We start from the raw sequence: 12,343 nt of genomic DNA, 5'->3' as shown, positions 1-12,343 counted from the left end.
GCGGGGGAGCAGTGCGGCGGGGACGAAGCGCCGTTGTCGGGTGCGGCGCCGTGGGAGTAACCACGTGCCACCCGCACTCGCACGACAAAGGCCCGCACCCCCCACGGGAATGCGGGCCCTTGATGTCGTTACCGGTCAGCGCTCAGCGGGACTGCTGAGCCGGGACCCCGCGGGAGATCGGCTCGTCCTCCGCCGGAGAGCCGGCGGCGGCCACGGCCGCACCCGTCAGCGTGGCCAGCATCTCGCGGACGTTGGTCAGCTGGGCGTTGATCGAGTCGCGGCGGTTGGTCAGCGCGGCGAGCTCGCGCTCGGATTCCGAGCGGATCCGGTCGGCCTTGGCGTTCGCGTCCGCGACGATGTCCTCGGCCTGACGCTGAGCCGTCTCGACGGTCTGACGCGCACGGCGCTCGGCGTCGGTGCGCAGCTTCTCCGCCTCGAGGCGCAGCTGCTCCGCGCGGTGCTCGATCTCGGCGAGGCGCTTTTCGGCCTTCTGCTGACGCGAGGCGAGGTCACGCTCGGACTGCTCACGCCGCTTGGCGAGGTTCGTCTCGAAGTCGGCGGCGGCCTGTGCGGCCTTCGCACGGGTCTCCTCGAAGAGCGCGTCCGCCTCCTCACGCTTGGACTGCGCGTCCTTCTGGGCCTCGGAACGCAGCTGCGACGCGTCGCTCTTGGCCTTCTCGACGATCCGGACGCCCTCGTCCTCGGCCTTGGACTTGCGCTCCGCAGCGAACGATTCTGCGTCGTTGCGCACCTGCTGGGCCGCCGACTCGGCGAGCTCACGGTGCTGCTCGGCCGCCCGACGGGCCTCCTCGCGCAGGTCCTTGGCCTCTTCCTCGGCGAGGCGGAGGATCTTCTCGACACGCGCGCCGAGGCCGGCGTACGACGGCTCCGCGTCGCTTACCTGAGCCTGGGCGTTCTGCGTCTCGAGGTGGAGCTCCTCGATGCGCTTCTCCAGAGCGGTGATGCGGGCGAGAGCGCTGTCACGGTCGGAGACGAGCTTGGAGATTCGTTCGTCCACCTGAGCGCGGTCGTACCCACGCCGCACAAGCTCGAAGCCGTAGGGGGAAGTGTCGCTCATGGGGTTCCTGTCGAGTGAGACCGGTGAGGTGATAGGTGGAATCCTAGGGGCCGAAGCGGTGTGTCATCGAGCGGATGCGTGTTTGATCTGGAGAATGACACCCCTTTTGGGTGGCTGGCTGTGAGATCGCTTGCCAAAGCCTCTGCCAAAGGCTTGGTCAAAAGCCTCAGAACACTACAGAACAGGCCCTGTCCTCTACCCTTCTGACGACTTGCCACCCGATCGAGGGGCACCCACCGTGCTGCCCGCCTTGACTCCGCCGTCCTTGTTGGCCGACGGGGTCTCGAAGGACTCCAACGCCTCCAGGACGTCCTGGACACGGGAGATCTCCCCGTTGATGTTCTCACGGCGGCGCTCCAGGATCTCCAGCTCGCGCTTGCCGGCCTCGACCGTGGCCCGGGCCTCGCGGATCGCCTCGGCCTTGAGCTCCTCGGCCTCCCGGACGAGCGTGGCCTTCTTCTGCTCGGCCTCCTTGAGCAGCCCCTCGGCCTTCTTGACGGCGGCGATACGGACCTTGCCCGCCTCGGAATTGGCCTCCGAGACCAGGTCCTTGGCCTTGGCCTGGGCCTTGGCGAGCTGCTCCTCGGCGGCCTTGATGAGCGCGTCACAGCGGTCGCCGGTGGACTTCATGGTCTCGGCGGCCTCGCGGCGGGCCCGCTCGTGCAGCTCCTCGATCTCGCTGGTGATGCGGTCGCGCAGCTCCTCCGCCCGCTCCCTTATGGCGGTGGCGTCCCGGCGGGCGCCGACGAGCAGCTCGTCCGCGTCCGTACGGGCCTTCTCCACCAGCGAGTTGCCCTCGACCGTGGCCTCGGACACCAGCCGGTCGGCCTCCTTGCGGGACGCGCCGACCATGCTGTCGGCCTGCGCCTCGGCGTCCGCGGTGGTCTTGTGGGCCTGCTGCTGTGCCTCGGTGAGCAGCTTGTCGGCCTCGGCGGCGGTCTCGTTGATGAGCGTGTCGACCTGCTCGGCCACGTCCTGACGCCGCTTGTTGGCCTCCCTGCGCGCCTCGTCGAGGGTGCGGTCGGCCTCCTCGCGGGCGGCGTTGACCATGCGCTCGGCCTCCGCCTCCGCGTCCGCCTTGAGCCGCTCGGCGTCGCTGCGGGTCCGCTCGGCGTGCAGCTGGGCGGAGCCGATCGTCTCGGCGGCCTCGGCACGCAGCCGCTCCGCGTCCCCGCTGGCGTCCGCGATGAGCTTCTCCGCCTTGGCGATGGCGTCCGCGCGGACGCGGTCGGCCTCGGCGATGGTCTCGTTCTGGAGCAGCTCGGCCTCGTTGCGCGCCTCGGTGATGAGGGTGTCCGCCTGGGTGGCCGCGTCCGAACGCATGCGGTTGGCGTCCTCACGGGCCTCGGCACGCGTACGCGTGGCGTCCTGCTCGGCCTGCGCGATGGTGTCGGAGGCCTCGGTGCGCACCCGCTGGGCGTGCGCGGACGCCTCCGAACGCAGCCGCTCCGACTCCGCCATGGCGTCCGTCACGGTCCGCTCGGCCAGCGCCTTCGCCGCCTCGGACGCCTCGGCGGCCTCGCGGCGGATCCGGGTCGCGTCCTCGCTGGCCCGCTCCCGCTCGGCGTAGGCGTCCGCGCGGACCCGGTCCGACTCCTCCTCGGCCTCCCGGCGGGTCCGGTCCGCCGCGTGCTCGGCGGCCGAACGCAGCCCGGCGATCTCCTCCTGCGCCTGCTCGTGCAGCCCCGAGACCGAGTCCCGTACCTGCTGGGCGTGGAGCTCGGCGGCGGACACCATCTCGGTGGCCCGCCGGTCGGCCTCCTCGACCAGCCGTACCGCCTCGGCCTGCGCCTCCTCGACGCGGTTGCGCGCGGAGGCGAGCAGCTCCTCGCTCTGCTCGCGGGCCCGCTGGCGCTCCTGGTCGGCCTCCTGGCGGGCGGCGCCCAGAAGTTCCTCGGCCTCGCGGCGGCGCCGGGTGGCCTCCTCCTGGGCGGCGGCCAGCGTCTCGGACGCCTCGGTGGACAGCCGCTCGGCCGCCGCCTGCGCCTCGGCTCGGACCCGGTCGGCGGTGTCCTGGGCCTCCTGCTTGAGCCGCTCCGCCTCGGCCGCGGCCTCGGACCGCAGCCTTACGGCGATGGACTCGCCCTCGGCGCGGGACGCGGACGCGTCGGAGGCGGCCTCGTCGCGCAGCCGCTGGGCCTCGTTCTCGGCCTGCTGCTGGAGCGTGCGGATACGTTCGGCGGCCTCGGAGCGCAGCCGCTCGATCTCCTCGGCGGCCTCCCGGCGGATCCGGCCGGCCTCCTCACGAGCCTCGGTGAGCGCCTGCTCGGCGTTCGCGAACCGCTCCTCGGCCTCGGTGTGCAGCCGGGCCAGCTCCTCGGCGGCCTCCGCGCGCCGGGCCTCGACGCCCCGCTCGGTCTCCTCGCGCAACTCGCGCGCGGCCCGCTCGGCGTCCGCCTTGAGGGCCTCGGACTGCTCCAGGACCTCGGTGCGGTGCCGGTCGGCCTCCTGGCGGGTGCGCTCCAGGGTCTCCTCGGCCTGCCGGCGCAGCGTGGTCGCGCGCTCGATGGCCTCGGTGCGGACCTTCTCGCTGTCCGTGGTGGCGGTCTGCCGCAGCTCGTCCGCGTCGGCCTTGGCCTTGGCGAGCAGCTCCTCGGCGGACCTGGCCGCCTCCTCGATCTGCTGCACGGCCTCGCGCCGGGCCTCGGCACGGATCGACTCGCCCTCGGCGACCGCGTCGGAACGCAGCTGCTCGGCCTCGCCGCGCAGCCGGCGGGCCTCCTCCTGCAGCTCGACCGTCTTGGCGCGGTACTCCTTGGTGTCGTCCTTCGCCGCGCCCTTGAGCTGCTCGGCGATGTCGTGCGCTTCGGCACGCAGCCGGTCCGCCTCGGTCTCCGCCTCGGTGCGGATCCGCTCGGCCTCCTCGGCGGCGGCCTTGGTGGTCCGCTTGGCCTCCTCGGCCGCCTTGTTGAGGACGTCCTCGGCGGTCTTGGCGGCCTTGGACAGCTGGGAGGCGCTCTCCTCGGCGGTCAGGGTGCGGGCCTTCTCGGAGGCCTCCGCGATGATCTTCTCGGCCTCGGCCCTGGCGTCCGCGACCACCTGCTCGGCGTCCGCCTTGGTGGCCTCGGCGTCCTTGGTGGCCTCGCTGACCAGCCGGGCGACCTGCTCCTTCGCCGTACGGGTGCGCTGCTCGTTGGTGGCCTCGGCGCTCGACAGGGCCTTCGCGGCGTTCGTCTCGGCCTCGGTGACCAGCTTCTCGGCCTCGGACTGCGCCTTGCGCAGCGCCTCCTCGGCCTCCGCCATCCGCTGCTCGGCGGCGCGGCTCAGCTCGCTCGCCTGCCGGCGGGCCGCGTCCGACTCCGTCGCGGTGGAGCTGCGCAGCTTCTCAGCGTGGTCGGTGGCCTCCTGGGCCTGGGTGGAGGCGGCGTTCAGCAGCCGCTCGGCGTCCCTGCGGGCGCGCAGCAGGAGCTGCTCGGCCTCCGCGCGGGCCGCCTCCGCGTCGGCCTGCACCCGCTGCCGCGCCTCGGTCGCCAGCCGCTCGGCCTCCGCGCGGGCGGCGGCCATGGCCTGCTCGGCCTCGGCCCGCGACTCGTCCAGCAGCCGCCGGGCCTGGGACTCGGTCCGGGCCCGCAGCTGCTCGGCCCACGCCACGTTTTCGTTGACGTGCGACTCGACGGTCTGTCGGCGCTCCGCCAGCTCCTGGTCCAGCTGCTGGCGGCGGGTCACCGCCTCCTGGTGCAGCTCGGCCTGGAGCCGCGCGGCCTGCTCGGCGTGCTCCTGGAGGATGCGCTGGGTCTGCGCCCGGGCCTCCGCGGCCACCCGTTCCGCCTCCTGGCGGATCTGGTCGGCCTGCATCTGGGCGTTACGGAGCAGCTGCTCGGCGTGATAGCCGATGTCACCGCCGTCGAACGCGGGCCGGGACATGATGGTGCGCCGCGCCTCATGCAGCTTGGCGCGCAGCACCTCGACCTGGTAGCCGAGGTCCTCGGCATGCTGGATCGCCTTTTCCCGCTCGGTCTTCAGCCGTTTCATCTCGGCCTCGAACCGAGAGAGGTGGTCGACGTCAGCCGCCGGCTCTCGCTCCTGGCTCTCGTAGCCCCGCACTGCGCGGTCCCATCCGTCCCCTGGTCGCAACCTTCTCCGAACGAGCTCCGTCCATCCGCCGAACGGGGCCCCCGGGGAATGGTGTCAGATCAACGGCGGAGCACGGGCTGCTGCCCCGACGCTCGTCCCCCGAAACCCGGACCCCGGCATGCGGCCGCCCCGGCCCTGCGAACGTGCGAAGGGACGACCGCGCCCAACCCTACCGGCCCATATGTACGAGGGTCAGTGCTCAGGTGACTCAACAGCCGCCGAAGTGACCAGTTCTGTCAGTACGCCGTGGCAATCCTTTGGATGCAGGAAGGTGATCCGCGATCCCATGGACCCGCGCCGGGGCTCGTCGTACAGAACGCGTACGCCCTTGGAACGGATGTCCGCGGCGTCACCGTCCACATCCGCCGTACCGAAGGCGATGTGGTGCACACCCTCGCCGTTCTTCGCGAGCCACTTGCCGACCGCCGAGTCCTCCCGGGTCGGCTCCAGGAGCTGCAGGTAGGAGGCACCCCCGTCGGACGTCTCGTTGATCTTGAGCATGGCCTCCCGCACGCCCTGCTCCTCGTTGACCTCGGTGTGGAACACCTCGAAGCCGTACGTGGCCCGGTAGAACTCGACTGTCGCGTCGAGGTCGTGGCAGGCGATACCGATGTGGTCGATTCGCGTCAGCATGGATTCAGTGCAGCGCCACCGCGGTGGTTACGCAACGTGCCAGCGATCACACTGACGGCCCGATGACGGCACGGAGTGCCACTCAGTACATTCGAAGTAAACCCTCGTTCACTCCTCGGCAGTGCAGCCGGTAAGGGGAATCGCAGCTCATGACTTCTGGAACCGCTGGAACCACCTCAGTGATCGTCGCGGGCGCGCGGACGCCCATGGGACGACTGCTGGGCTCGCTGAAGTCCTTCTCCGGGGCCGACCTCGGCGGCTTCGCGATCAAGGCCGCCCTCGACCGTGCGGGGATCGGGGGCGACCAGGTGCAGTACGTGATCATGGGCCAGGTGCTCCAGGCCGGCGCGGGCCAGATCCCGGCCCGGCAGGCCGCCGTGAAGGCCGGCATCCCGATGAGCGTCCCGGCGCTCACCGTCAACAAGGTGTGCCTCTCCGGCCTCGACGCCATCGCCCTGGCGGACCAGCTGATCCGCGCCGGCGAGTTCGACATCGTGGTCGCCGGCGGCCAGGAGTCCATGACCAACGCCCCGCACCTGCTCCCGAAGTCCCGCGAGGGCTTCAAGTACGGCGCGATCGAAATGCTCGACGCGATGGCGTACGACGGCCTGACCGACCCGTGGGAGAACATCCCGATGGGCGAGTCGACGGAGAAGCACAACACCCGCCTCGGCCTCGGGCGCGAGGAGCAGGACTCGGTGGCCGCCCTGTCCCACCAGCGGGCCGCCGCCGCGCAGAAGAACGGCATCTTCGAGGCCGAGATCACCCCGGTCGAGATCCCGCAGCGCAAGGGCGAGCCGGTCGTCTTCAGCAAGGACGAGGGCATCCGCCCCGACACCACGGCCGAGTCGCTGGGCAAGCTCCGCCCGGCGTTCACCCGCGACGGCACGATCACGGCCGGTACCTCCTCGCAGATCTCGGACGGCGCGGCGGCCGTGGTCGTCATGAGCAAGGCCAAGGCCGAGGAGCTGGGCCTGGAGTGGCTCGCCGAGATCGGCGCCCACGGCAATGTGGCAGGGCCGGACAACTCCCTCCAGTCCCAGCCGTCCAACGCCATCCAGCACGCCCTGAAGAAGGAGGGCCTGGAGGTCGCCGACCTCGACCTCATCGAGATCAACGAGGCCTTCGCCGCGGTCGCCGTCCAGTCAATGAAGGACCTCGGGGTGTCCACCGAAACGGTGAACGTCAACGGCGGTGCCATCGCCCTGGGCCACCCCATCGGCATGTCCGGCGCCCGTCTCGTCCTGCACCTGGCCCTGGAGCTCAAGCGGCGCGGCGGCGGGGTCGGCGCGGCCGCGCTGTGCGGTGGCGGCGGCCAGGGTGACGCGCTGATCGTGCGGGTACCGAAGGCCTGAGCACGTTTCTCTGAGCGAACGGAAGCGAACGGAGCTGTGATGCAGGACGTCTCCTCACTGGTGGCCCAGGCCAGGGAGGGCCGACCGCGTGCGGTCGCCCGGCTGATCTCGCTGGTGGAGGGGGCGTCACCGCAGCTCAGGGAGGTCATGGCGGCGCTTGCGCCCCTGACCGGCAACGCGTATGTGGTAGGCCTGACGGGCTCCCCGGGGGTCGGCAAGTCGACCTCCACCTCGGCCCTGGTGACCGCCTATCGCAAACAGGGCAAACGGGTCGGCGTCCTGGCCGTCGACCCGTCCTCCCCCTTCTCGGGAGGCGCTCTGCTGGGCGACCGCGTCCGCATGTCCGACCACGCCTCGGACCCCGGCGTCTACATCCGCTCGATGGCCACGCGCGGCCACCTCGGCGGCCTGGCCTGGGCCGCCCCCCAGGCCATCCGCGTCCTTGACGCGGCGGGCTGTGACGTGATCATCGTCGAGACGGTCGGCGTGGGCCAGTCCGAGGTGGAGATCGCCTCCCAGGCGGACACGTCCGTCGTCCTGCTGGCCCCCGGGATGGGCGACGGCATCCAGGCGGCGAAGGCCGGAATCCTGGAGATCGGCGACGTGTACGTCGTCAACAAGGCCGACCGCGACGGCGCGGACGCCACCGCCCGCGAACTCAACCACATGCTGGGGCTCGGCGAGTCCCGCGGCCCCGGCGACTGGCGGCCCCCGATCGTCAAGACGGTCGCCGCCCGCGCGGAGGGCATCGACGAACTGGTCGAGGCCCTGGAGAAACACCGCGCGTGGATGGAGGAGCGGGGCGTCCTGGCGGAACGCCGACTGGCCCGCGCCGCCCGCGAGGTCGAGACCATCGCGGTGACGGCACTGCGCGAACGCATCGGCGACCTCCACGGAGACCGTCACATCGGCGCACTCGCGGAACGCATCATGACGGGAGAGCTGGACCCGTACCGGGCGGCGGACGAACTGGTGACCGGGCTGACGGAGAACTGATCCGGACCGGCCGACGGCCCCGGCTGCTATTTTGACCCGCATGTTCCTCTCCCTGGCGTAAGCGGGCACCCCGCGCCACCGGCACCTTCATGTCCCGTGCCGTGGCGCGCACAGGTGTCCCCTCTTCCGCCTCCGACCGAGGAACCGGCCCATGTCCGCGCTGACTTCATCGCGCCCTTCACCTGCCCGGCGACCGTCGTACGCCGCCGTCCTGCGCGTCCCGCACGCGCGCCGCACCTTCCTCGCCGCCCTCGCGGGCCGCCTCGCCTACGGCACCGTCTCCCTGTCCGTCCTGCTCTCCGTGACCCGCGCGACCGGTTCCTACGCCGTGACGGGGCTGGTGATGGCCCTCTTCGGCGGCTTTGCGGTCGTCCTGACGCCGGTCCGGGCGACCCTGGTGGACCGGTACGGCCCCCGGCGGGCCCTGCCACCCATGGCGGGCGCCTACAGCGCCCTGCTCTGCCTGCTCGCGGCCCAGACCTGGCGTCCGGGCGCCCCGCCGGCGGCGCTCGCCGTCACCGCCGCCCTCTCCGGCTGCGTCGCGCCACCCCTCGGCCCCACCATGCGGGCGGTGTGGGGGCGCCTGGTCGACGACCCGGCGCTGCTCCGGCGGGCCTACAGCCTGGACGGGGTCGCCGAGGAACTGCTGTTCGTGTCCGGCCCGGCGCTGGTCGGCCTGCTGCTGCGCTTCGGTCCCCCGCCGGCCGGGCTGCTGCTGAGCGCGGTGCTCATGCTGGCCGGCACCTGCGCGTTCGTGACGTCACCGGCGGTGCGGGGCGTGACCGGGCCGAAGCGAGAGGTCGGTGGCCAGGCCGGGGGCTTCCCGGCGGCCCCTGTGATCGCGGCCGCCGGCCTGGGGCTTGCGCTGAGCGGTGCCGACCTGCTGGTGATGGCTTTCGCCGAGCAGCGGTCGTACGGCACGGAGGTCGTCCCCTGGATCCTGGCCGCGCTCTCGGTGGGCGGCGCGGTGGGAGGCCTGCTGAACGGGGCGGTGGACTGGCGCCTCCCGGCCGCCGAACGGCTGGCGTGGCTGACGGTGGCCCTGGGCGCGGCGCTGGCCGTCGCCGGGCTGGCTCCCGGGGTCTGGTTCCTGGCCCTGGCCATGGCGGCTACGGGCGTGTTCGTGACACCGACCCTGACGACGGCGTACCTGCTGGCCGACGAGACGGCGGGCGACTCCGCCCGGACCCGGGCCGGGGCGTGGGTGAACGCGGCCGTGAACGCCGGGACCTCGGCTGGCTCGGTGGTCGCGGGGCTGGCGCTCGGGCGCCTGTCGGTGGGACTCTGCTTCGCCCTGGCGGGAGCCGCGGCCCTGGCCTCGGCAACAGGAGTGCGGGCGGTCACCCGGCTGCGCGCGTAGGGGGCTGCGGTGAGCGGCGGACGAGACCTGAACCCTCGTCCGCCGCCGTCAGGTGGCGTTCGCCGTCACGGGCGCCCGCGCTGTCCCCGCAGGTGTTCGGCGATCGGCTTCAGGCCCTTGTCGAGCTCTATGAGTGCCTCCGGCGACAGCAGGTCGATGAAGTGCCGTCGCACGGAGGCCACATGATGTGGCGCCACCTTCTTCATCATCTCCATGCCGTGCTCGGTGAGGACGGCGAACAGCCCGCGGCGATCGGACTCGCAGTTCTCCCGGCGGACCAGGTTCGCGTTCTCCATACGGGTGATCTGGTGCGAGAGCCGGCTCTTGGACTGGAGTGTCGCGGCCGCGAGGTCGCTCATTCGCAGCCGGTAGTCCTCGGCCTCGGACAGATTCACCAGGATCTCGTAGTCGTTCATTGTCAGGCCGAACGGCTGCAGATCCTTTTCGAGCTGGTACGTCAACAGCCTGTTGACCTCCAGGTGGGTGCGCCAGGCGCACTGCTCCGCATCGGTCAGCCAGCGCGTGGCCGTCTCGGTCTCCATGTATGAAGTCTACCTAAAATGTTGAAAGGCGAACTACTGAGGGTGGTGTGACTGCGCGCACGCGTTCGATGTCACACTCCGCAGACTACCGCTCACAGCCCGAAGCGACGTTGCAGGTCCCCCAGCTGTCCGGGAAGGCGCGGTGTGCCCTGCTGCTGTGAATGGCCCGTGAAAGGGCCACTCCCGCCGGGTACCCCGGGCTCATGTGGAACCGCTCCCGTGGCCTGCTCCGCCATCAGGGTCTCGGTGGACTGGAGCAGGACCGTGCCGGCCCCCACGAACTCGAACTGGTGCTCCTCTCCGGAGGCCCCGCCGAGGCCCGTCATCGCACGTAGACCGCCCATGACACCTGTCATATAACCGTGGTCGTAGTGGTGGCACGGGGAGGGGCAGTCGGCCCATCCCACGAGTGCCTGCGGATCCACCCGGATCGGGGGTTCCATGAACACCACCGGCCCGTTGGACGCGGCGACAAACTTGCCGGTTCCGATAAGGGTCAGAAAACCCGGAACGATTGACTGCTTGAGCGCGAGACTTGGCTGAAAAGCTAGCAAGTTGCCGGAGCGAATGGTCAGGTTGCCGTCGTCCAAATCGTACGAATTGACGTCGAAGGCCCGGTCGGCGAGGAGCATCTTGCCCGATCCCTCCGCCACCACCCAGTCGCTCGCGTGCAGAGGCGAATGGAAGGAAGTGCGGACGAGACGGTCCAGGCGGCCGTGCCCGACGCCGTTGAAGTCGATCGAGCCGTAGTAGGCGATCATCTTCCCCTTCTGCAGGAACCACTGGCCGCTCTTGAGCTCCACGCAGAAGGTGTACTTGTTGACGTTGTCGTCGACGGGGAGGGTCATGGGGTCGTACACGACCGGTCCGGCGGGACCGTATGCGCTCACAGCTTCTCCTCCGAGGCCTGGACGTACACCGTGCCGTTTCCGCTGAGATCCAGCTGGAACGCCTCGCCGGAGCCGCGGCCCACCATGTCCCGCCAGCCGAGCGCGGTCGACAGCTTGTTGCGGACGTCGCCGTGGTGGGCGACATAGGCCTGCGGGTCGACATGGACCGGGCGTTGCGGCGTGATCGGGATCTCGAAGATCCCTCCGTGGGCCATCACGGCGACCGAGCCGTGGCCCTTGAGGGTGGTCGTGAACAGGCCCTGGCCGGTGACCTGGCCGCGCACCATGCCCATCACACCGCCCTGGGAGCCCATGAACATCGTGCCCTGCTGGAGCGTGCCCTCGAAGGCGAGCAGCCGGTCGGCCTCGACATAGAGGGTGTCGCCGGTGAGGGTGATGACCTGGACGTGATGGCCGCCGTGCCCGAAGAAGACCGTGCCGCTGCCCTCGACGGTCATCAGCGGGGTGGCCTCGCCCGCGACCCGGCGGCCCAGCATCGACATCAGCCCGCCCTGGCCGCCCTGGATGTTGGGTGTGAAGGACACCTCGCCCTTGTAGGCGAGCATCGCTCCGCGCTGGCTGAACAGCCGCTGCCCGGGCATGACGGTCGCCTCGACCATCTTGGAGTTCACTTCGCGCAGGGCCATCTCACACATCCCCCGCGATCGTGTTCCGCTCGCTCGGCTGTACGTACACCAAGCCGTCCCCCTCGAACCGGATCTGGAAGGCCTCGCCGCCGCCCTCCCCGAGGAACGTGCGGAATGTCACTCCTGACTGGAAGGACTGGTGGAGGTTTCCCTGGTGGGCGATGTAGGCGCCCGGGTCGACGGTCAGCGGGTACTGCGGGCTCACCCGGAGTACCACCGCCGGGCCGTCCGACATGATCGCCGCCTGTCCGTGACCCTCCACCGTGGTGGTGAACAGACCGTTGCCCTGGGAGACGCCGCGCAGGCCGGTGAAGGTCGTGCCGGTGCGCAGGCCGGCGTCGGTCGCGAGCAGGTTGCTCGACTCGACGTACAGCTTGTCGCCCTGGAGGCCGACCAGGTTGATCTCGGACGCCCGGTCCGCGAACCAGCACGTCCCGTGCCCCTTCACCTCCATCACGGTCATCTGCTCGCCGGTGAGCCGCCGGGTCACCATCCCCCGTAGCCCCTCACCGCCGCCGCTAAGCTTCTTGAACGCCATCTGCCCGTCGTACGCGACCATCGAGCCGTTCTTCGCCTTCACGGCGTCCCCGGTCATCTCGACGGCGAGCACCTTGCTGCCTTGAAGTCGAAACATCGCCACGCTGCGAAGGTAGCCGCAGGCCGACGCCACCAACAGGTCCCACGGGTGGACGTCGTCCCGGATCCGCCCCCTAGGGGGCGGCCGACCACGGCACCTGGGAGCCCCGATCTTCAGGGGGCCGCCCGCCG

Annotated in this window: 10 protein-coding genes; 3 read left to right on the top strand and 7 right to left on the bottom strand. The window is 71.0% G+C overall.

Features of this window, described 5'->3' with window-relative positions; all coding sequences use genetic code 11:
- Positions 1–142: 142 nt before the first annotated feature.
- The 3 genes from ABTY98_RS32685 to mce all read right to left on the bottom strand — a co-directional run bounded on the left by ABTY98_RS32685 (position 143) and on the right by mce (position 5,785).
- Positions 143–1,078, bottom strand: a complete 936-nt coding sequence (locus ABTY98_RS32685; RefSeq protein WP_352224681.1) for a coiled-coil domain-containing protein — start codon at positions 1,076–1,078, stop codon at positions 143–145.
- A 195-nt stretch (positions 1,079–1,273) separates the two neighbouring features.
- The gene (scy, locus tag ABTY98_RS32680; protein ID WP_352224680.1) at positions 1,274–5,122 is read right to left on the bottom strand and encodes a polarized growth protein Scy; all 3,849 of its coding nucleotides are present in this window, start codon (positions 5,120–5,122) and stop codon (positions 1,274–1,276) included.
- Positions 5,123–5,344: 222 nt separating this feature from the next.
- A complete protein-coding gene (mce, locus tag ABTY98_RS32675; RefSeq protein WP_352224679.1) occupies positions 5,345–5,785 on the bottom strand; it encodes a methylmalonyl-CoA epimerase in 441 nt (146 codons plus the stop codon).
- Positions 5,786–5,934: 149 nt separating this feature from the next.
- On the opposite strand from mce, the gene ABTY98_RS32670 reads away from it, so the two are divergent.
- The 3 genes from ABTY98_RS32670 to ABTY98_RS32660 all read left to right on the top strand — a co-directional run bounded on the left by ABTY98_RS32670 (position 5,935) and on the right by ABTY98_RS32660 (position 9,496).
- Positions 5,935–7,140, top strand: coding sequence for an acetyl-CoA C-acetyltransferase (locus tag ABTY98_RS32670; protein WP_352224678.1), 1,206 nt, complete (start codon positions 5,935–5,937; stop codon positions 7,138–7,140).
- Positions 7,141–7,179: 39 nt separating this feature from the next.
- A complete protein-coding gene (meaB, locus tag ABTY98_RS32665) occupies positions 7,180–8,136 on the top strand; it encodes a methylmalonyl Co-A mutase-associated GTPase MeaB (protein ID WP_352224677.1) in 957 nt (318 codons plus the stop codon).
- Positions 8,137–8,287: 151 nt separating this feature from the next.
- Entirely contained in the window at positions 8,288–9,496 is a 1,209-nt protein-coding gene (locus ABTY98_RS32660) for an MFS transporter (RefSeq protein ID WP_352224676.1), read from the top strand.
- Positions 9,497–9,561: 65 nt separating this feature from the next.
- Here ABTY98_RS32660 and ABTY98_RS32655 read toward each other — a convergent pair whose 3' ends face one another.
- The 4 genes from ABTY98_RS32655 to ABTY98_RS32640 all read right to left on the bottom strand — a co-directional run bounded on the left by ABTY98_RS32655 (position 9,562) and on the right by ABTY98_RS32640 (position 12,209).
- The gene (locus tag ABTY98_RS32655) at positions 9,562–10,038 is read right to left on the bottom strand and encodes a MarR family winged helix-turn-helix transcriptional regulator (protein ID WP_352224675.1); all 477 of its coding nucleotides are present in this window, start codon (positions 10,036–10,038) and stop codon (positions 9,562–9,564) included.
- Positions 10,039–10,130: 92 nt separating this feature from the next.
- Positions 10,131–10,886, bottom strand: a complete 756-nt coding sequence (locus ABTY98_RS32650) for an AIM24 family protein (RefSeq protein WP_471511800.1) — start codon at positions 10,884–10,886, stop codon at positions 10,131–10,133.
- A 38-nt stretch (positions 10,887–10,924) separates the two neighbouring features.
- A complete protein-coding gene (locus ABTY98_RS32645; RefSeq protein WP_352224673.1) occupies positions 10,925–11,575 on the bottom strand; it encodes an AIM24 family protein in 651 nt (216 codons plus the stop codon).
- Position 11,576: 1 nt separating this feature from the next.
- Positions 11,577–12,209, bottom strand: coding sequence for an AIM24 family protein (locus ABTY98_RS32640; protein WP_352224723.1), 633 nt, complete (start codon positions 12,207–12,209; stop codon positions 11,577–11,579).
- Positions 12,210–12,343: the final 134 nt, after the last annotated feature.

The sequence above is a fragment of the Streptomyces sp. NPDC096040 genome (assembly GCF_040303265.1).
In the GTDB taxonomy this organism is placed as follows: Bacteria; Actinomycetota; Actinomycetes; order Streptomycetales; family Streptomycetaceae; genus Streptomyces.
This window is presented reverse-complemented; position numbering and strand designations above follow the sequence as displayed.